Here is a 20,059-nt window from a genome sequence, read left to right on the forward strand (position 1 = left end):
ATGAAAATTTTATGCCCGAGGAACCGGTAGCGCGTGCTGTCGACGATCGCGTCGGATCAACTTCACAAAAAAAACGCGCGCGGCCACGAGGCTCGCGCGCAAAGTCGGAGAACGGTTGCAGCGGACGATTCAGTTACCGCTCGACGCGACGGTATTGGCCGCCCCGGCACAATCGTGCTGGTACTTCTGCATCAGGCGCGCCTGCGCAGAATCGATATCGTCGGGATAGCTGCTCTCGTCTCCGGACGACGGGTTGTAGCCGACGGATTCCAGCTCGTTCAGTTCGTTGACGAGCTGTCGGTGGGAGACCTGGCCGTTCGTGTGCACGAACGGATAGTCATGGCATTGCGCCGACGTGAGCTTCGTCTCGGCATGCGCGGAGACGCTCAATGCGAGCATGGCGGCGCAGACGAGGTAACGGACGGGATGATTCATCTTCGGCTCCTGGATAGCGTTGGGTCGAGGCCGTACGGCAGGATGCCTGCGTCGGCCGCAGGACGAAGATTAGGGACAGCGGACTATCTAAACGGCAGCGAGATGATGAAACATGTTTTAGGCAAGCCCGGATCGGGCCATGCACGGGCTGCCGAGTGCATTGAAAGTTAAAGAATCCTTCATGCGCGTGTTCCCGGATGGTTAGGCGCAGCGGCGTATCGTCGAGCGATGGATCAATCGATGCCGCGCACCGCGCGGTGCGCACTGGGGTATTGCAATGAAATCAACCGTCATGATGGCTGGACTGATTGCGCTGGTATGTTCGTCGCTGCCGGCGTTCGCGAAGGTTCAGGGAACAGGGCTCGCGATCGCCGATGTGACGCTCTCGCACGTGAAGGCCGAACATAGGGATCGTGCGATCGATGCCGCACGTGATCTCGCCTCGCATCGCGCGGGAAGATCGGGTACGCGAACGAACCAGGGCTGATTGCGCGTTGCGGCGCTCGGTACGCAGCCGATCGCAGCGGCTGGCGCGTGCCGAAGGCCGCGATACGGCATCGTGTCGCAACGGCCCGCATGCGGTGGCGTTTCCATCTTCGTTGCAATGGCACGCCAGCCAGGGCCGACGACGGCTCCGCAGCGATGCTGCCGGACATGAAACTTTCTTCATGAAGCGGATGCGCATCTTTTACGCGTGCGCGTATAAGCTCGACTCGAGCGCGTTCTACCGTCGGGTATCGAAACGCAGACGTCCCTTCGATGAAGACGAGAATCGTAAATGGCATCATCAGCTTCCCCGGGTAACGAGCCGGCCCTGCCTGACAAGCTGGCCGAGGACAGTACGGCCATCGCGCGCGTACTCACGATCGAAGACGACGAAATCACCGCGAACGAAATAGTGAGGGAGCTGAAGGGGCGCGGCTTTACGGTCGAATGGGTGGCGAACGGGCGCGATGGCATGGTCCGCGCGCTCGGCAACGAGTTCGACGTGATCACGCTCGACCGGATGCTGCCGGTCGTCGATGGCCTCACGATCCTGACCACGATGCGCAGCGTCGGCGTGCGCACACCCGTGCTGATGCTGAGTGCGCTCGGTGATGTCGACGAGCGGGTTCGCGGGCTGCGCGCGGGGGGCGACGACTATCTGACCAAACCGTTCGATCCCGAGGAAATGGCCGCGCGCCTGGAGGTGCTGCTGCGTCGGAGCCACGCCGCACCGGCCGCGCTCGACACGACGCTGGCCGTCGGCCCGCTCAAGCTCGATCTGATCTCACGCAAGGTGTTTCGCGATGGCGAAGAAATCGTGTTGTTGCCGACCGAGTACCGCGTGCTCGAATACATGATGCGCAATGCCGGGCAAACCATCACGCGGACGATGTTGTTCGAGGCCGTATGGGGCTATCACTTCGATCCCGGCACAAACCTGATCGAAGTGCACATGGGCCGGTTGCGCAGGAAGATCGATCCACCCGATGCGAAGCAGATGATCCAGACGGTACGCGGGGCAGGGTATCGCCTTGGCTGAGTCGGCTACCGTGACGTCCGTCGCGGATCACGTCCCCGCGGCACCCAAGCGACGCTGGTACTCGAGTACGTTTCGGCTCGTGTCGGTCTATGCCGTCACGTTCTCCGTGTCGGTCATGCTGCTGCTCGGTTTCATCGCATCGGTGATCACGCACGACATGGAGCGGGAAACCGACACGGTGATCGATTGGCAGATGATCTACTTCGATTCGATACAGGACGACCAGCTTCCCGCCGCGATCCTGCACCGGATCGAGCACGAGCGGATGCACACCAACTACTACGGACTTTTTACCGCAGACGGCAGGCATATTGCCGGCGATGTGCTGGCGTTGCCCGCCGGCATACGGCCGACCCGCAACGGCGTGACGCTCGATCACACGATGCCGATCGCGGGGGACCAGGTGCCGCCGGTCGTCCGCGCGATGGCGGAGCGGCGTACGAACGGCGACGTGCTGGTGCTCGGCCGCGACCTCACGCACATCCTGCGAATCCGCGCGGCGATCATCCAGGCGCTGGTCGGCGGCGGGATGCTCTGCCTTGGCGCGGGCGTCGTCGGCGGCTTGATGCTCAGTGTGCGGCAAATGCGGCGTCTGAAGGAGGTCCGGCGTATCACGCAGTGTATTGCGCAGGGCGATCTCGGCCAGCGGCTGCCGGTCGGCGGACACGACGAGATCGATCTGCTGTCCCATCTCGTCAACCATATGCTCGAGGAGATCGAGCGCCTGATGAACGAGGTAAAGGGTGTCTGCGACGGCATCGCACATGACTTGCGGACACCACTCGTACACGTGCACACGCTGCTCGCGCAGGCGGCGCAGCGTGCGGCGCGGTTCGACGATGCCGTGCTGGCGGGCCTCGTTTCGCGTGCGCGCAACGAGACCGACGTGTTGCTCAGTCGTTTCCGGGCGATGCTGCGTATCGCCGAAATCGGTTCGTTGCAGCGGCGAGGCGGATTCGCGGAGCTGTCGCTGGAGGATTTGATCATGGACGTCGGGCAGTTGTTCGAGCCGCTCGCGGACAGTCGTGCGATCCACTTCGTGCAGTCCGTCAACCCGGTCGCGCGGATTCACGGCGATCGCGCACTCCTGTTCGAGGCGCTGAGCAACCTGCTCGACAATGCGCTCAAGTACACGACGTCGGGCGATACCGTCCGCCTGGAACTTCATGACACGCCGTGCGGCCCACGCATCGACGTAATCGACAACGGCCCGGGCATCGCGGCCGACGAGCGCGAGGCGGTGCTGCGGCATCGCTACCGCAGCCGCCGTACCGGGCATCTCGCCGGGGCCGGGCTCGGCCTGAGCATCGTGTCGACGGTCGTCAACGTGCACGATTTCACGCTGCGGATAGGCGATGCCGAGCCCGGCACGCGCGTGACGATCGAATGTTGGCCGAAGTCGCTCGGATGATGGCCGTCCTGATAAGGCTGCACGTGTTTGCATATTTCAGCCGCGGGGCAAGTTGACGATGCGCGTCCTGTTCGTGACTTCGCCGCATCCGGAAGCGTCGTGGCTGCACAAGGCGCTGCAGGAGAGCGGGCACAGCCTGCAGCGCGCCGACGATCTGCGCGACGGCCTGTTCCTCGCGTCGCAGGAGGCGTTCGACGCGATCGTCGCGACCGCCTTCGAGCCCGGCAGCGATGCCGCGCTGATTGCGATGCTGCCGCGTTTCGTCGCCGACGGCGGCGGCGCCGCGCTCGTGGTGCTGATCGGCGAGGCGTCGGCGCGCGAACGCATTCATGTGCTGCGCGCGGGCGCCGATGCGTGTTTCGGCGCACCGTATTCGTTCATCGAGCTGAACGAACGCCTGCAGGCGTTACGGCGGCTGGCCGGGCCGCGCGATGCGGACCGTCCGATCGCGGCAGCGTCCGCGTTCGAAGCCCTGGCGCGCGAACTCAAGGACGGCAAGCTGCGCGTCGCCGTGACGCACCGGGAATTCCTGTTGCTCGAATGCCTGATGCGCCATCCGAACGCGCCGGTGCCGCGCGACCAATTGATCCGGTATGTATGGCAGGACAAGGAGGATGTCGATCCATCGAGCGTCAATCTCGTGGTGTCGCGGCTGCGCCGCAAGCTCGCGAGGCATCTGCCCGACGTCCGGATCGATACGGTGAGCCGCTATGGCTACCAGGTGACGCTGCCGGACGCATGAACGCGCGGCTCCGGCCACGCAACGGACATGACGGGCGCGCTGCCGATGGCGGCGCGCCCGTCATGTCCGTTTACGAGCCGAAGAACGGCACGCAGAAGTCGGGCGGGCCGACACAATCGCCGGGGCCGTCGGGCTGCGCGGCGGCACAGCCGGACAACACGACGCCGGCAGCGATCGCCAAGAGCGTGATACGGGCGGAACGAGCGAGCAACGGACGAAGCTTCATCGATGGCGAGTAATTCGGTGGACGGGGGGCGTCGCTGCTGGCGGCGAGCGTGGCGTGGACGGCGTGAGCCGGGCGCCGCGCCCGGCCGCCCTGTCGCGCGCATCAATGCGAATAGAGCGTGGAGTTCAGATACTTGAGCTGCCCGTCCTGTTCGGCATGCACGAGCTCGGCATGGACCTCGGCGCGTGTCTTCTCGTGGATTGGCTGGCCGTAAGGCGGCACCCACTGGCCGGCAGCCTGAGTGCCGGGCGCGCCGTCCTTGGTGGCGGCCGGGGACATCTGCATCGGCTGGCTGCCGGTCAGTGCAAACGCGGGAACGGACAGCGTGCCGATGGCGGCGAGCAGGGCGGCGGCGACGATATTGGCGGTCTTCATGTTGGGAGTCCTCATGATGATTGACTGGGTCGATCCCCCGGCGCGGCGTGTCGGTGTCGCGCACGGGTTGAGGACAAGCATAGAGGACGGACGTTAGCGGATCGGCATACGCAACGTGAAAAGAAATTCATGCACCGGCGCGCATTCGCGCAGACATGCAACCGGTATGTCGTGAAGATGAAGCAGGTTTCATTTTGCGGGCCGTTTCGATAACGGCGCTGTCATGCCCGCTGCCTAAATTGTGCGCCATCGCATCGCGCACGAGCGGCCCTGCCACACGGGCCGGCGATGCGAGCAGACCGATCCACTCTAATGAAACCATCATGAAGAAATATCTGGCAATTCCGGCGGCGGTCGCATGCCTGCTTGCGAGCGCGGCGCATGCGCAGAGCAGCGTGACGCTGTACGGCACGATCGACGCGGGCCTGGACTACATCAGCAACCAGAAATCGGCCGCGGGCGCGGGGCCCGTCTACGGTGTCCAGAGCGGCAACGTCAGCACGTCGCGCTGGGGGTTGCGCGGCAACGAGGATCTCGGCGGCGGCCTGGCGGCCGTGTTCACGCTCGAGAACGGCTTCAACGTCGCGAACGGCAAGTTCGGCAACGGCGGCGACGAGTTCGGCCGCCAGGCGTGGGTCGGCCTCGCGAGCCGCCAGTGGGGCACGGTCACGCTCGGCCGCCAGTACGACTTCCTGGTCGACTTCGTCGCGCCGCTGTCGGCGACGGGGTCGGGATTCGGCGGCAACCTCGCCGATCACCCATACGACAACGACAACCTCGCCAACGACACGCGCATGAACAACGCGGTGAAGTTCCGCAGTGCGAACTACGGCGGCTTCACGTTCGGCGGCGCGTACGGCTTCAGCAACCAGGGTGGCGGGTTCAGCAACGACAACGCGTACAGCGTCGGCGCGCAGTACGTGAACGGCCCGGTCGACCTCGCCGTCGCGTACCTGCAGTCGAACCAGCCAGGCGGCGTGAACACGCCGAAGAACACCGGCGGTTCGCTGAGCAGTTCGGACGGCGATGCGATGCTGGCCGGCGGCCGCTGGCGCACGTTCGGCGCGGGTGCGCACTATGCGTTCGAGCATGCGACGGTCGGTCTGGTCTATACGAGAACGATCCTGAACGATCCGCGCGAACTGTCGCAAGGCGGTTCGTACGGCACGGTGAACGGCCAGTTGCTGACGTTCAGCAACTACGAACTGAATGCGCGCTATTTCCTGACGCCGGCCTTTTCGCTGGGCGGCGCCTATACGTTCACGCAGGGCCGCTTCGACGATGCGGGCCGCAGCATCGCGCCGAAGTGGAACCAGTTCATGCTGCAGGCCGACTATGCGCTGTCGCGCCGTACCGACCTCTATCTGGAAGGCGTGTACCAGCGCGTGACGGGTGCGGACGGCGTCGAGGTGCTCGGCAACGCGGGGATCTTCAACCTGGCGGCATCGGGCAACGATCGTCAGGCCGTGGTCGCGGCCGGCATCCGTCACAAGTTCTGAGTGGCGGGGCTGACGTAAAAAAAAACGGCACCCGTCATCGCGACGGGTGCCTTGAAAATGCGACACGCCTCGTACATGTCGCAAGGGGTTCAGTTCGCTGAACGGGCCGGCGTCGCGGCCGGTGCTTGCGGACCGGATACGGCTTCATCCGTCGACCACCCGCCGCCCAGCGCGGCGATCAACCCCACCGCCGCCAGTTGCCGGCGCGTGTCCAGCGCCAGCATCGCGACCTTCGTATCGAGTTCGGTGGTCTGCGCCGTCACCACGTCGAGATAGCTGACGACGCCGTCCCGATAGCGCGACATCGACAGCTGCAACGTGCGTTCGGCCGCGTCGAGCGCCTCCTGCTCGCGATCGGCTTCGTCGCCGAGGTGGTGCGTGAGTGCGAGGTTGTCTTCTACCTGCTGGCACGCGTCGAGCACCACGGCGCGGTATTTCGCGCCGTTCTCGGCCAGCTGTGCGTGCGCCTGGTCGGTGAGCGCCTGGCGCCGGCCGCCGTCGAACAGCGTCAGCGCGAGGCTGGGCCCGATCGACCAGATCTCGTTCGGCGCGCTGAGCCAGTGGCCGAGGCCCGAGCTCTGGTAGCCGCCGACCAGCCCGAGCGTGATGTCGGGAAAGAACGCCGCGCGCACCACGCCGATCTTCGCGTTGGCGGCGGCCATGCGCCGCTCGGCGGCCGCGACGTCGGGACGCCGTTGCAGCAGCGTCGCGGGAATGCCGGCCGGGATCGTCGGCAGATACGCCGCGTTCAGGTCCGGCATCAGCGAGAACGACGACGCCGGTACGCCCGTGAGCGTCGCGATCGCGTGCTCGTCAAGCGCGCGCCGCGCCCGGACGTCCTCGGCCGACGCGCGGGCCGAATCGAGCTGCGTCTGCGCGCGAGAGACGTCGAGATCGGACGCGATGCCGCCCGCGTGCCGGCTCATCGTCAGGTGCAGCGCGCGCTGGTAGGTGTCGATCGTGTCGATCAGCAGCTGTTGCTGCTGGTCGAGCCCGCGCAGGCTGAAGTACGCGCTGGCGAGGCTGGCCTGCAGGCTCAGCCGCACCGACGCGAGATCGTCTGCGCTGGCCTGTGCGTCGGCGCGCCCGGCCGCGACTTCGTTCCGGACTTTCCCCCACAAGTCGAGGTCGTAGTCGAAGCCGGCGTCGAGTGTGTTGTTGCCATAGACGTTCGGCTGGTTCGAGCCGCGCAGCGGCCGCGTGGCCGATTGACGGTTGCTCGAGACCTGCGCGCCGAGGCCGATGGTCGGGAACAGCCCCGAACGCGCCTGATCGAACAGCGCGGCCGCTTCGTCGTGGCGAGCCACGGCCGCGGCCACGTCGGGGTTGGCCGCGGCCACCCGTGCTTCGAGCCGGTCGAGCACGGGATCGCGGAACGCCTTCCACCAGCCGTCGCGCGCGATGCGGTCGGCCGGCTTCGCGGCCTGCCAGCCGCCCGCTTCCTTGAAGCTGGCCGGCAGCGCCGTCTGCGGTGCGTGATAGGCGGGCGCGAACGAGCACGCGGAGAGGAACGCGACGCCGGCGAGCATCGCGCAGAGCCGAAGCCGGTTAGCCATTCGCACGCTCCGTATCGTGCGCGGCCGACGCGACGGTGCGGGCCGGCGCCGCGAGCCTGACCGGGTCGCCGGCGGCGAGCGAGTCGGGCGGGTTGTCGATCACGCGATCGTCCGGCGCGAGGCCGGTCGCGATCTGCACGTGCGTGCCGAGGTCGGTCGCGATCGTCACGGGCTTGAATACCGCGCGATTGTCCTTGCCGACCACGGCGACCTGCAGGCCGGCCTGCCGGAAGATCAACGAGCTGGCCGGAATCGTCAGCACGTGGGTGCTGCCGGCCGGCAGCGCGAAATGCACTTCGGTGTATTCGCCGGGAATCAGCTTGCCGTCGGGGTTGTCGACCATCAACTGGACGAGCAGCGTGCCGGTCGAATCGGCGATCGAGTCGTCGGTGTCGGCGAGCGTCGCCCGGAAGGTCTCGCCCGGATGCTCCGGCACGGTCAGCGTGGCCGTCATGCCGGGCCGGATCGCGGCGGCCTCGTTCTGCGGCACGCTCACGTAGACGCGCATCCGGTGTACGTCGGACACCGCAAACAGCTCCGGGCCGGCGCCGCCGCCGGCCGAGATCAACTGGCCGATGTCGGTCTTGCGCGCGGTGACGACGCCGTCGAACGGCGCGACGATGCGCTTGAACGCCTCGAGCGCGTCGAGGCGCCGCACGTTGGCCTCGTTGGCCGCGACGATCGCCTGCTTGGCCGCGAGGTCGCTGGTCTTTTCGTCGGTTTCCTGCTGCGACACCGAATCCTGCGCGAGCATCCTGGTCCAGCGCGCGGCCGTGGACGCCGCAAGCTTCTCGTTGGCGAGCGAGCTTTGCAGGTCGGCGCGTGCCTGCTGCAGTTGCTGGTCGAGCTCGGGCGTATCGATCAGCCCGAGCAGTTGCCCCGACTTCACGTGCGCGCCGATATCGGTGTACCACGCATGCAGGTAGCCCGACACCTGCGCATGGATCGGCGCGCTCTCGAACGCGGACAGGTGGCCGGGCAGCACGAGCGTCGCACCGTCGCCGCCGGTCGACGGCGTGTACGCGACCACGGTCGGCACCGCTTGTTCGGCGGACCAGCTGGTCATTTCCTGTTTCGCGTGCGCGCGGCCGATGATGCCGGTCGCCACGATGCCGACCGCGATCAGCGCGGTGATCGTGGCGACGAGCTTGAGGTTGGGCAGCCGTTTCGGCGACTTGATATCGATCTCAGTGGACATGGGAAGCTCCGGACGCGGAAGGGGAGGAAGCGCGGGAAGCGTCGTGCTTCAGCGCGTCGCGCCGATGCACGAGGCTGAACACGACAGGAACGAAGAACAGCGTCGCGATCGTCGCGCACGCGAGGCCGCCGATCACGGCGCGGCCGAGCGGCGCGTTCTGCTCGCCGCCGTCGCCGAGGCCGAGCGCCATCGGCGCCATGCCGATGATCATCGCGAGCGCGGTCATCAGCACCGGGCGGAAACGCGTGAAACCGGCTTCGAGCGCGGAGGCCAGCGCGTTACCGGTTTCGGCCAGGCGCTCGCGCGCGAAACTGACGACGAGGATCGAGTTCGCGGTGGCCACGCCCATGCACAGGATCGCGCCGGTCAGCGCCGGCACCGACAGCGGCGTATGCGTGGTGAACAGCATCCAGACGATGCCGGCCAGCGCCGCCGGCAGGGCCGAGACGATCACGAATGCGTCGGCCCACGAGTGGAAGTTCACGACGATCAGCAGGTAGATCAGCACGATCGCGCCAACGAGGCCGAGCAGCAGGCCGGCGAACGCGCCGTTCATGGTCTGCACCTGGCCGCGCAGCGTGACGGTCGAGCCCTTGGGCAGATCCTTGGCGGTGGCCTTGACGATGCCGTCGATGTCGGCCGCGACCGCGCCGAGATCGCGCCCCTGGGTGGTCGCATAGATGTCGAACAGCGGTTCGATGTTGTAGTGCGACACCACTGCGTTGCCGACGCCGCGCGTGATCGTGGCCAGGCCGCCCAGCAGCTGGGACTGGCCATTCGCGCCGGTGACCGGCAGGTTCTGCAGCGCCGACAGCGTGGTCATCCTGTACTGCGGCGTTTGCGCGACGATCGGATAGGACACGCCGTTGTGCGGATTGAGCCAGTAGGTCGGGTCGACCTGACTGGTGCCGGCCAGCGTCGCGACCACCGAGTTCGTCACGTCCTGCTCGGTGATGCCGAGCTGGTCGGCGCGCGTGCGGTCGACCGTCACCGTGAACTGCGGATAGGTGCTGGCCTGCTGGATGCGCGGGTCGGCGACACCGGCGATCAGGCGCAGCTTGCGATACAGCTCGTGCGCATAAGCGAGGTTTGCCTGCTGGTTGGGGCCGGCCACCTGCAGGTCGACCGGGGCCGGTGCGCCGAAGTTGAGGATCTGGCTGACGATGTCGGCGGGCAGGAACGAGAACGTAGTGCCCGGATAGGCGCGCGGCAGGCGTTCGCGCAGCTCGCGCACGTAGTCGGCGGTCGGCGCGTGATCGTGCGACAGCGAGATCAGGATGTCGCCGTCCTGCGGCCCGAGCGTGCCGCTGTTGTTGTAGGTCAGGTTGATCCCGCTGTTCGGCAGGCCGATGTTGTCGATCACTTCGCGCAACTGCGCGGGCGGGATCACGCCACGAATCGTGTTCTCGATACGGTCGAGCTCGGCGGCGGTTTCCTCGACACGCGTACCGACCGGCGCACGCACGTGCAGCGCGATCTCGCCGGAATCGATGGTCGGGAAGAAATTGCGACCGAGCCACGGTGCCAGCAGGAAGGAGGCCGCCACGATGCAGAGGAAGGCGACGACGAACGGCTTGCGGCGCGTGAGCGCGAGGCCCAGCAGGATCCGATACGACCCGCGCACGGACTCGAAGCGGCGCTCGAATGCACGCTGGAAGCGCACCAGAGGATTGCGCGACGGCGGGACGTCGTGCGCGCCGGCATGGCCCGCGTGCGGATCCATGACCGCGGCCAGTTCGCCCGATGCGTGACCGGCCGATGCGTGCGGCTTGAGCAGGTATTGCGCGAGCATCGGCACGAAGGTGCGCGACAGCACGAACGACGACACCATCGAGAAGATCACCGCCTTGGCCATCGGCACGAACAGAAAGCGCGAGATGCCGTCGAGCATCAACATCGGCACGAACACGATGCAGATGCACAGCAGTGAGACGAGCGCCGGCATCACGATCTGTTTCGCGCCGTCGACGATCGCGGTGCGCGTGTCCTTGCCCTGTTCGAGGTGCCAGTTCACGTTCTCGATCGTCACCGTCGCATCGTCGACCAGGATCCCGACCGCGAGCGCGAGGCCGCCGAGCGTCATCACGTTGAGCGTTTCGCCGGTGGCCGCGAGCAGCGCGATCGCCGAGAGCACGGCCAGCGGGATCGATGCGGCGATGATCAGCGTCGAGCGCCACGAGCCGAGGAACAGCAGGATCATCAGCGAGGTCAGCGCGGCGGCGATGATGCCTTCGCGCGCCACGCCGCTGACGGCGCCCTTCACGAAGGTCGACTGGTCGCCCATCGTGACGAGCTTCAGGCCCGGCGGCAGCGTCTGTTCGACCAGCGGCAGCTTCGCCTTCACGCCGGCGATGATGTCGAGCGTCGACGCCGAGCCGTTCTTCAGGATACTCATCAGCACCGCGCGGTGGCCGTCCACGCGCACGATGTTGCCCTGCGGCGGGAAGCCGTCGCGCACATGCGCGACGTCGCGGATGTAAATCGTCGTGCCGTCGACCGACTTGATCGGCAGGTCGTTCAACGCGTCGAGCGAGAGCGGGCTGTTGTTGAGCTTGATGTTGTATTCGAAGCGGCCGATCTTCTGCGTGCCGGCCGGGATGATCTGATTCTGCTGCGCGAGCGCGTGCGCGACGTCCTGCGCCGACAGCCCTTTCGACTGCAGCGCCTGCGGGTCGAGGTCGATCTGTACTTCACGTGCCTTGCCGCCGTACGGCGTCGGAATCGCGACGCCAGGCACCGACAGCAACTGCGGTCGAATGAAGTTGACCGCATAATCCTCCAGCTTCTGTTCGTCGAGCGTGTTGCTGGTCAGTGCGATCTGCAGCACGGGCACGGTCGACGCGTTGTAGTTGAGGATCTGCGGCGGCGTGGTGCCGGGCGGCATCTGCTTGAGCACGGTCTGCGAGATCGACGTGACCTGCGCGGTCGCCGTGCGGATATCGACGGTCGGCTGGAAGAAGATCTTCACGATGCCGTAGCCGCGGAACGATTGCGACTCGATATGCTGGATATCGTTGACCGTCGTGCCGAGCGTGCGCTCGTAGTACGTGATCACGCGTCCGGACATGTCGTCCGGCTGCAGGCCGGCGTAGTTCCAGACGACGCTGATCACCGGGATACGGATGTCCGGGAAGATGTCGATGGGCGTTCGGACTGCCGCGAGCGGGCCTGCGATCAGGATCAGCAGCGCCAGTACGACGAACGTATAGGGCCGGGCGAGCGCGAGCCGGACAATTTTCAGCATGAGGTGCTGCTCCGTTCAAAATCGTCGTAGAAGAGCCGGATGCGCACGTCTTCGGGAAAACACCGATGCGCATCCGATGCCCGCATTCTGCGGAGCGGCCCCTAACAGCCGGTCGCAAAAAAGATGAAACAAGTTTTAAGTAGCGAGCGGATTCAACCGAGCAGGTAGCCCGCGCCGCGGATCGTGCGGATCAGCGGCGCCGCGCCTGGCCGGTTCACCTTCTTGCGCAGGCGGCCGATGTGCACGTCGATCAGGTTCGTACCCGGATCGAAGCGGCAGCCCCACACGGCCTCGAAGATCATCGTGCGGGTGAGCACGCGGCCGGCGTTGCGCATCATGAATTCAAGCACGCGGGACTCGGTCGGCAGCAGTACGAGCTCGTGCGCACCCAGCATGGCGCGTCGCCGCACCAGGTCTAGCTCCAGCTCGCCGGCGCGCAGCACCGTCTCGACGTGCGTGCCGCGCGGCCGTCGGCGAATCAGCACGTCGATGCGCGCACACATCTCTTCGAGCGAGAACGGCTTGACGAGGTAGTCGTCGCCGCCTGCGCGCAGCCCCTGGATACGCTGATCGACCTCCGACATCGAACTCATCACGAGCACCGGCGTATCGAGGCCGACGCCGCGCATCGTCGCGAGGATCGTCAGCCCGTCGAGGTCAGGCAACATGCGATCGAGCGTGACGACGTCGTAGTCCGCGCTCATCGCGCGGGCCATGCCGTCCCGGCCGGTGCGCGCGACGTCGATCCGGTGGCCTTCGGCACGCAGCGTGTGCGCAATGTGATCCGCAATCAGCGGATCGTCCTCGATCGTCAGGATGTGTGCCATGGCGTGCGCGATCCGGCGGAATCAGGCAGCGGCAAGCTGCAGGGCGGTGCGGTCGGGCGTGCGATAGTGGTCGACCACGTAGTCGATGAAGCTGCGCACTTTCGTGGACAGGTAATTGCGACTCGGGTAGAGGATCGATACGCAGCGCGGGCCGCCGTTCACTTCGTAGCGTTCGAGAATCGGCAACAACGTGCCGCGCGCGAGATCGTCGGCAACGAGCGGATGCGGCAATTGCGCGATGCCCATGTGATCGAGTGCCGCGATCCGCACCGTCATGTTGCTGGTCGACGCCAGCGCATTGCCGGTATAGATGCGACAGGAACCGTCGATATCCGAAAACTCCCAGTTGCGCGCGGCGCCGTTCGACACGGTCAGCAGGCTGTGCGTATTCAGTTCGACCGGCTCGACCGGCGTGCCGTGGCGCGCGAGGTAGTCGGGAGACGCGACGACCACGTCGCGCACGCGCGTCAAGGTCCGCGACACGAAGGTCGAGTTGACGAGGCGGTGATCGTCGCAGAAGCATACGTCGTAGCCGCCTTCTACCATGTCGACCTGGATATCGAATGTCGTCACATCGAATCGCACGCGCGGATGCGCGAGGCGATACGAGGACAGCAGTGCACAAAGCCCGGCCGCAACCGAGGTTGCCGACGCGGCGATGCGCAGCGTACCGTGCGGGTCGCGATTGACCTGCGCGAGGTTCGATTCGATCTCGTCGAGCTTCTCGATGATCGTGCGGCAGCCGTCGAGATAGTCGCGGCCTGTCTCGGTGAGCGACAGGCTGCGCGTGGTCCGGTTCAACAGACGCATGTTCAGATGGGCCTCGAGCATGCCGACGCTGCGCGTGACCGCGGCGGCCGACATGCCGAGCTGACGGGCGGCGAGACTGAAGCTCGATAACTCGACCACGCGCATAAAGACACGCATCGCTTGCAGTTGGTTCATGATCGGCGGGGAATGGATTTGCCGGAAATACGCGGCGGCGCGTCCGTCTTCATCGGGCTACGTCGGCGTATCGCGCTGCGCCCGCCGGAGTGGGCGGCGAATCAAGTATGGAATGCGCGCGGGTGCGGGACGCTAAAGAAACAGTGCTGGCCGGATGAAATTTCGTTTAGAAAGCGGCGGAGCCCGACAGACGACGGCGCGACGCGTTGTCTAAAGCTTTCTAAAAAAAGATTCATGCGCAGATCACAAATCTTCAGGCGGCTAAGGTGTACCGACGTCGATAATGGGAACACGTAACTGCGGCAAGGACGACGAAAATGGCCCAACCGTTGAGCATCAAGATGATCGAAGAGCGCGGCAAGCCCGTGGTGCTGATGTCGATTGAACGAGGCGCGGCAGTGCTCGATCCGGAAGATGTGGACGCAGTCATCCAGTACTTGAGCTTGCTGCGCGCGTCGATGCAGCCTGCCGTGCCGGAACGTCCGCCGCACGCGCAGCAATTCGTGACGGAAATGGATCCCTGCTGGTATGCCGAGCGCCATCCGCTGGAGGGTGGCGTGGTGCTGTTACTGCGTCATAGCGGGCTCGGTTGGGCAAGCTTTGCACTGCCGCCGCGCAGCCTTGAACGGTTGCACGGTTCGCTGACGCAACTGCTCGAGGACGAGCAGCAGGCGCTCGGCCTGCCTCACTGAAGCCGTGTCGTGAACGCGCTTGCATTCGGTGTCGTCGCCACGGGGTGATTCGGCAGCAGTCAGTGCGTGAACGCTGCCTCCCGGCGCAGGTCGCGGCGCGTGCTATCCGCGCCCGACGAACGGCATCGCCGTCGCCATGATCGTCATGTTGAGGATGTTGGTGTCGAGCGGCAGATTCGCCATCTGGACGACCGCGTTCGCGACATGCGCGACGTCCATCCGCGCCTCGGGCGCCAGGCTGCCGTCCGCTTGCGGGACGCCTTGCGTCATGCGTTCCGTGAGCGACGTCGCGGCGTTGCCGATGTCGATCTGGCCGCACGCGATGTTGTATCGGCGGCCGTCCAGCGCCAGCGACTTCGTGATCCCGGTCACCGCATGCTTGGTGGCCGTGTACGCGATCGTATCGGGGCGTGGCGCGTGCGCCGAGATCGAGCCGTTGTTGATGATTCGGCCGCCCTGCGGCGTCTGCGTTTTCATCAGCCGCCACGCGGCCCGCGCACACAGAAAGACGCCGGTCAGGTTCGTCGCGACGACGCTGTTCCACACGTCGAGTTCGTAGTCGTCGAGGGAAACGACCGGGGCATTGCGGCCGGCATTGTTGAACAGGACATCGAGCCGGCCGAACTGCTGCGCGATCTGCGCAAACGCGTGGTCGACCGAGGTTTCATCGGTGACGTCGACGGGAAACACCTGCGCGTCGCTGCCGGCGGCGCGGATGGCGTCCTGCGTTTCGCGTAACGATGCCTCCGTGCGCCCGAGCAGCGCGACGGTGAAGCCGGCCTGGGCGAGCGCGATGGCCGCGGCGCGACCGATGCCGGAGCCGGCGCCCGTGACGGCGGCGAATTTCTTCGAGACAGACATGGCTGGGTTCCTGCGGGTTGAGTGACGGGAGAGGTGGCCGATGGCCGATGCCGTCGCCACTTCGGCAATGTAGTCGAAATGCGCGACATGCCTGTTGATGCGGAGCCGCGAAGCGCGATTGACCGCGCGACACGCTCTCGCGATCGGTCGACTATACCGCCGTGGCGTTTGGCGCGCCCGGCAGTAAATCGATCCGGCTTCGCGTCAGGCATTGTGGCCAGGTCGCCGCCACGCCGTTGTGCGCGACGATGACGAAGTTCGTGAATGCGCGATCGGAGACGAGCATCTGCCCTTTGCCGATGTGTTCGCCGATAAAAGCGATCGCGGGCTCGATCGGCAGAAAATCGCCGATCTTACGACGAACGTGGATCACGACGTCCGCGGAACCGATCGTCGACAGCATCTTCCAGAGAAGGTCGCGATCGACGCTGCCAGTCGACAGCAGATGGATCCATTCGCATTTGACCAGATCCACGTCGGGACGATGTTTGAGATAGAGCGCATGCACGCGTCTGGGAATCATCGACTCGGTTCTCCGTGACAGGCGATCGCCATGATCATTTCCGCCGGGCGGGTGCGGCCTTTCGCGTTCGCGCGCCGGTTTCCGCAAACAACTCGACCACGACGTCGCGCAGCCAGCGGTTCCCTTCGTCCTGATTGACCCGTGCATGCCACAGCATATGGATCGGCGCACCGGGCAGCGTGACGGGCAGCGCACGCCAGCCGAGCGAGAACGGCGCGGCGAGCTGCAGCGCGAGATGCTCGGGCACCGTCGCGATCAGGTCGGTGCGCTGCAGGATGTAGCCCACGCTCATGAAATGCGGCACCGTCAGCCGCACCTGGCGCTTCACGCGACGCCGCTTCAACCATTCGTCCACCTGCCCGTGGCCGGTGCCGGCCGACACCACGACCAGATGTTCGGCGTCGCGCCACGCGTCGACCGTCAGCGGCGCCCGCTCGAGCGGATGCCCGCGTCGGAACAGGCATACATAGCGCTGATCGAACAGCCGGCGCTGATAGAACCCGCCCTTCAGTTGCGGCAGCAGGCCGATCGCGAGATCGACGCGGCCGTCGGCCATTTCGTCGCCGAGGTTGACGCTCGTGTTGCGCACGGTATTGAGCGCGATGCCCGGCGCCGCATGCGACAGGTGTTCGAGCAGCGCGGGCAGGAACACGACTTCGCCGATATCGGTCATGCCGATGGTCAGCGTGCGCGTGGCGCGCCTCGGATCGAAGCCGGTCTCGGGGTTCAGTGCGGCATGCAGCGTCGCGAGCGCATGCGACACGGGTTCGGCGAGACGCAGCGCGAACGGCGTCGGCACGACGCCGCCGGGCCCACGCACGAACAGCGGATCGCCGAGCCGGCGGCGCAGCTTGGCGAGCGCATTGCTGACGCCCGGCTGGCTCATGTTCATCTGCTCGGCGACGCTCGACACGCGCCGTTCCTGCATCAGCCGCTGGAAAAGCAGCAGCAGGTTGAGGTCGATATCGCTCAGTTCCATCGGTTTTGCGTGGCCCGGTTTATTGCGTTCAGTGATGAAGCAGATTCATTTCATTTTATTGCTGGATAAAAGTCCACTCCTGAAAATACCGATACGGTGCATGCATTCGACATGACCGCCGCACAAGTCGCGCACCTCACCCATGAATATCGGAGACACCTTCATGCAGACGAACCTGAAGATTGCGATCGTCGGCGCCGGTATCGGCGGCCTGACCCTCGCGCTTGCATTGCGCGAGCACGGCATCGATGCGCAACTCTACGAGCAGACCCCTGAATTGCGCGAAGTCGGCGCGGCCGTCGCGCTGTCGGCCAATGCGACGCGCTTCTACGAACGCATGGGCTTGCGCGCGGCCTTCGACGCGGTATGTGCGGACATCCCGGGGCTCGTCTATCGCGACGGGCGCAGCGGCGCGGTGATCGGCCATCATCGCGGCGAACCCGACTACCGCCGGCAATTCGGCGGCGCGTACTGGGGCGTGCATCGCGCGGATCTGCAGGCCGTGCTGTCGACGGCGGTCGGTCCCGGCTGCATCCATCTCGGCCATCGGCTGGTCGATCTGACGCAGCACCCCGATCGCGTGACGCTGTCGTTCGACAATGGTGCGCGCGTCGACGCCGATCTCGTGATCGGAGCGGACGGCGCGCGTTCGATCACGCGGCGCTGGATGCTCGGTTACGACGATGCGCTGTATTCGGGCTGCTCGGGCTTTCGCGGCGTGGTGCCGGCCGCGCGCATGGATTTGCTGCCCGATCCCGACACGATCCAGTTCTGGGTCGGGCCGCACGGGCATCTGCTGCACTATCCGATCGGCGACAACGGCGACCAGAATTTCCTGCTGGTCGAGCGGCATCCTTCACCGTGGCCGTCGCGCGACTGGGTCATGCCGGCCGAGGAAGGCGAGCAACTGCGTGTATTCGGCGACTGGCATCCGGCGGTGGTGCAGATGATCACTGCCGTGCCGATCAGCCAGCGCTGGGGGCTGTTCCACCGTCCGCCGCTCGGCCGCTGGAGCCGCGGGCGCGTGACGTTGATCGGCGATGCCGCGCATGCACTGGTGCCGCACCATGGGCAGGGTGCGAATCAATCGATCGAGGATGCGGTGGTATTGGCCGCGCAGTTGGCGATGGCCGGGCCGGGTAATTGGCGCGAAGCGCAGGAAGCATACGAGCGGCTGCGCCGCGGCCGGACGCGCAAGGTGCAATACGCGTCGATCTCGGCGGCCGACGTGCTGCATCTTCCCGACGGGCCGGCCGCGCAGGCGCGCAATGCGCGTCTGGCCGACCGCGACAGCGTGCTGCATCACCTGGGCTGGATTCACGATTTCGATGCGCTCGATGCGGAGCCGAGCGAGCGGCAGGGCGGGACGTGGCTTTGAGGGGGACCACCCGCCGGGAATGTTGATATCCCCGGACGCGGGCCGGCGAGCCGCGTCGGCGTCACGCGCAGTCAGTCGAATGTCCGGTGTCGTGTTCGACCTGTTCGATATCGCGAAGCCGCGCGCCCATGCGTTGCTCAAAGCGACGCGGTGTCGGGTGCCGGCGTACCATGCGATACGTCACTGAATTTCCATGGAGCCGGCTTCGTCAACCGAACGAGTGATTTAGCGCGATATGCGAGGGAGGCGGGGCTGGACGGTTTCGTCGCTCGTGACAAGCTGTATATGAAGCTCAATCCCAGGTAAGGGCGGTGCGATGCAATCGACGATCGCTTTATTTTCGGTTCGCGGATATCCGTCGTTCTTTTTTGGACGGATCGCCAACTCCATTGCCATCTGGGTTGATTTCACGCTGATTTTTTCTCTGCTGTCGTTCAGCTATCACGCAAGTCCCGGAACACTCGGGTTGGCCGCAGCGTTGTACGGCTTGCCAGGGCTTTTGGCCGGTCCGTTCATCGGCGCGCTGGCAGATAGAAAGTCTCCGGCGCTGATCATGCTGTCGAGTGCGACTGCCCGCTTCGTGACCTCGCTGGGACTCGCATTTGCACCGAACGAAACGATGTTCATTGCATGGGTTCTGGTGAAGGGCATCAGCAATCTCGGCACGGTCCCGGCGGAGCAGATCGTGATACGGCGACTGCTATCGGACGATCAAATTGTGTCGACCGTCACGCTGACATCGGTCGTCGATCAATGCACGAAGATTCTCTCGCCGTTGCTCGGAGCAGGATTGTCGCTGGTCCTCCATTCCCGTGGTGGATTTGCATTAACGGGCATGCTGGCCGTTTTTTCGATGGGATGTGCGTGCGGTGTGGCACGGGTCGTCGGATGGAGAAGCCCTGATGCGAAGACACGGCGTCGATTCCTTGATTTCACGCTGGTTCGTCATCTGCTCTCGGAGCGTCCCGCCTTGGCTTCCGCACTGGGACTGATGTTGACGTTCTCGACGATCCTGGGTCTGTACGACTCGATCGTCGTTGTATTACTGCGTGATCACGGCTTGCCGTCCAGCGCGTTCGGAACCATCGTCAGTTGTACGGCCGTCGGGGCGGTCAGCTGTGCAATCGTCCTGAAAAAGGTGCTTGCGCGCGTCAGCGTAAGCAAATCGATGCCGATATTCCTCGCGGGATTCAGTACAACCGTGGTAGCAGCCGGCGCGCTGGCGCTCACCCTGCCGACATTGAACCTTGGCGCGCTTTGCCTGTTATGGGTGATCAACGGCTTTTGCTACGGTGGCGGGGTAATGTCCTATTCGATCACGTTGCAGAGGAACGCGCCGCGGGAGGCGCTCGGCGTCATTTCCACGTCGGCACGTAGCCTGCAACTCACGGCGTTGGTCGTCGGGCCGATCGCAGGATCGTGGGTCGCCCAGCACATAGGCATCGAGTCGACGTTCGTCGGCGCTGGTTCGATCGGGCTCGCCGTGGGGGCTTACGCGGTGTTCAGGCGTGCATACCCGCAGGAAGGCCGCAAGCAGCCTGACAATGAGAATGTTTCGCCGCGGTAAGTCGTGGCGATGCAGTATCTGTCTTCAGGACGGTATCGGGCCGGGCGTTGGTTCCGCTCCCCGGCAGGGCCCCGCT

The 20,059-nt window shown here is 65.4% G+C and carries 18 protein-coding genes; 8 read left to right on the top strand and 10 right to left on the bottom strand.

What is annotated here, in order from left to right:
- Nucleotides 1–129 precede the first annotated feature (129 nt).
- Nucleotides 130–435: a DUF4148 domain-containing protein gene (locus HWX03_RS33385; RefSeq protein ID WP_175821635.1), complete on the bottom strand. Its 306-nt coding sequence runs from the start codon at nt 433–435 to the stop codon at nt 130–132.
- Between the two features lie 847 nt (nt 436–1,282).
- Between HWX03_RS33385 and HWX03_RS33390 the strand changes: the two genes are divergently transcribed.
- The 4 genes from HWX03_RS33390 (at nt 1,283) to HWX03_RS33405 (ending at nt 4,352) form a co-directional block, all read left to right on the top strand.
- Nucleotides 1,283–1,960 (top strand): response regulator transcription factor, encoded by a 678-nt coding sequence (locus HWX03_RS33390; protein WP_175822106.1) that lies wholly within the window; start codon nt 1,283–1,285, stop codon nt 1,958–1,960.
- A gap of 79 nt (nt 1,961–2,039) precedes the next feature.
- Nucleotides 2,040–3,371, top strand: coding sequence for a HAMP domain-containing sensor histidine kinase (locus HWX03_RS33395; RefSeq protein ID WP_244132844.1), 1,332 nt, complete (start codon nt 2,040–2,042; stop codon nt 3,369–3,371).
- Between the two features lie 58 nt (nt 3,372–3,429).
- Nucleotides 3,430–4,113, top strand: coding sequence for a response regulator transcription factor (locus HWX03_RS33400; RefSeq protein WP_175874205.1), 684 nt, complete (start codon nt 3,430–3,432; stop codon nt 4,111–4,113).
- Entirely contained in the window at nt 4,110–4,352 is a 243-nt protein-coding gene (locus HWX03_RS33405) for a hypothetical protein (protein WP_175874206.1), read from the top strand. Before HWX03_RS33400 ends, HWX03_RS33405 begins: the two co-directional genes overlap by 4 nt.
- Nucleotides 4,353–4,441: 89 nt before the next feature.
- Here HWX03_RS33405 and HWX03_RS33410 read toward each other — a convergent pair whose 3' ends face one another.
- Nucleotides 4,442–4,714: a DUF4148 domain-containing protein gene (locus HWX03_RS33410; RefSeq protein WP_175874207.1), complete on the bottom strand. Its 273-nt coding sequence runs from the start codon at nt 4,712–4,714 to the stop codon at nt 4,442–4,444.
- 323 nt (nt 4,715–5,037) lie between these two features.
- Between HWX03_RS33410 and HWX03_RS33415 the strand changes: the two genes are divergently transcribed.
- Nucleotides 5,038–6,213 carry a porin gene (locus HWX03_RS33415; protein WP_175874208.1) on the top strand — a complete coding sequence of 392 codons (1,176 nt, stop codon included), beginning with the start codon at nt 5,038–5,040 and terminating at the stop codon, nt 6,211–6,213.
- A gap of 89 nt (nt 6,214–6,302) precedes the next feature.
- Here the strand turns inward: HWX03_RS33415 and HWX03_RS33420 are convergent, their stop codons facing one another.
- The 5 genes from HWX03_RS33420 to HWX03_RS33440 all read right to left on the bottom strand — a co-directional run bounded on the left by HWX03_RS33420 (nt 6,303) and on the right by HWX03_RS33440 (nt 13,983).
- Nucleotides 6,303–7,769 (bottom strand): efflux transporter outer membrane subunit, encoded by a 1,467-nt coding sequence (locus tag HWX03_RS33420; protein WP_175874209.1) that lies wholly within the window; start codon nt 7,767–7,769, stop codon nt 6,303–6,305.
- Nucleotides 7,762–8,967 carry an efflux RND transporter periplasmic adaptor subunit gene (locus HWX03_RS33425; protein WP_175874210.1) on the bottom strand — a complete coding sequence of 402 codons (1,206 nt, stop codon included), beginning with the start codon at nt 8,965–8,967 and terminating at the stop codon, nt 7,762–7,764. Before HWX03_RS33425 ends, HWX03_RS33420 begins: the two co-directional genes overlap by 8 nt.
- Complete coding sequence (locus HWX03_RS33430) at nt 8,957–12,211, bottom strand: efflux RND transporter permease subunit (protein ID WP_175874211.1); 3,255 nt, start codon at nt 12,209–12,211, stop codon at nt 8,957–8,959. Before HWX03_RS33430 ends, HWX03_RS33425 begins: the two co-directional genes overlap by 11 nt.
- 152 nt (nt 12,212–12,363) lie before the next feature.
- Nucleotides 12,364–13,038, bottom strand: coding sequence for a response regulator transcription factor (locus tag HWX03_RS33435; protein ID WP_175874212.1), 675 nt, complete (start codon nt 13,036–13,038; stop codon nt 12,364–12,366).
- A gap of 21 nt (nt 13,039–13,059) precedes the next feature.
- Nucleotides 13,060–13,983 carry a LysR family transcriptional regulator gene (locus HWX03_RS33440; protein WP_175874213.1) on the bottom strand — a complete coding sequence of 308 codons (924 nt, stop codon included), beginning with the start codon at nt 13,981–13,983 and terminating at the stop codon, nt 13,060–13,062.
- A 317-nt stretch (nt 13,984–14,300) separates the two neighbouring features.
- Here HWX03_RS33440 and HWX03_RS33445 point away from each other — a divergent pair, with 317 nt between their 5' ends.
- The gene (locus HWX03_RS33445; protein ID WP_175874214.1) at nt 14,301–14,675 is read left to right on the top strand and encodes a hypothetical protein; all 375 of its coding nucleotides are present in this window, start codon (nt 14,301–14,303) and stop codon (nt 14,673–14,675) included.
- Nucleotides 14,676–14,777: 102 nt separating this feature from the next.
- Here the strand turns inward: HWX03_RS33445 and HWX03_RS33450 are convergent, their stop codons facing one another.
- From HWX03_RS33450 to HWX03_RS33460, 3 genes are all read right to left on the bottom strand, one after another.
- Nucleotides 14,778–15,536 (bottom strand): SDR family oxidoreductase, encoded by a 759-nt coding sequence (locus tag HWX03_RS33450; protein WP_175874215.1) that lies wholly within the window; start codon nt 15,534–15,536, stop codon nt 14,778–14,780.
- Nucleotides 15,537–15,687: 151 nt separating this feature from the next.
- On the bottom strand, nt 15,688–16,059 hold the full coding sequence (locus HWX03_RS33455; protein WP_175874216.1) for a hypothetical protein: 372 nt from the start codon (nt 16,057–16,059) through the stop codon (nt 15,688–15,690).
- Between the two features lie 34 nt (nt 16,060–16,093).
- Entirely contained in the window at nt 16,094–17,038 is a 945-nt protein-coding gene (locus HWX03_RS33460; protein ID WP_175874217.1) for a LysR family transcriptional regulator, read from the bottom strand.
- A 163-nt stretch (nt 17,039–17,201) separates the two neighbouring features.
- Here HWX03_RS33460 and HWX03_RS33465 point away from each other — a divergent pair, with 163 nt between their 5' ends.
- Complete coding sequence (locus tag HWX03_RS33465) at nt 17,202–18,416, top strand: FAD-dependent monooxygenase (RefSeq protein ID WP_175874218.1); 1,215 nt, start codon at nt 17,202–17,204, stop codon at nt 18,414–18,416.
- A gap of 316 nt (nt 18,417–18,732) precedes the next feature.
- Nucleotides 18,733–19,983 (top strand): MFS transporter, encoded by a 1,251-nt coding sequence (locus HWX03_RS33470; RefSeq protein WP_175874219.1) that lies wholly within the window; start codon nt 18,733–18,735, stop codon nt 19,981–19,983.
- The last annotated feature ends 76 nt before the right edge of the window (nt 19,984–20,059 follow it).

The sequence above is a fragment of the Burkholderia sp. BCC0397 genome (genome assembly GCF_902832865.1).
In the GTDB taxonomy this organism is placed as follows: domain Bacteria; phylum Pseudomonadota; class Gammaproteobacteria; order Burkholderiales; family Burkholderiaceae; genus Burkholderia.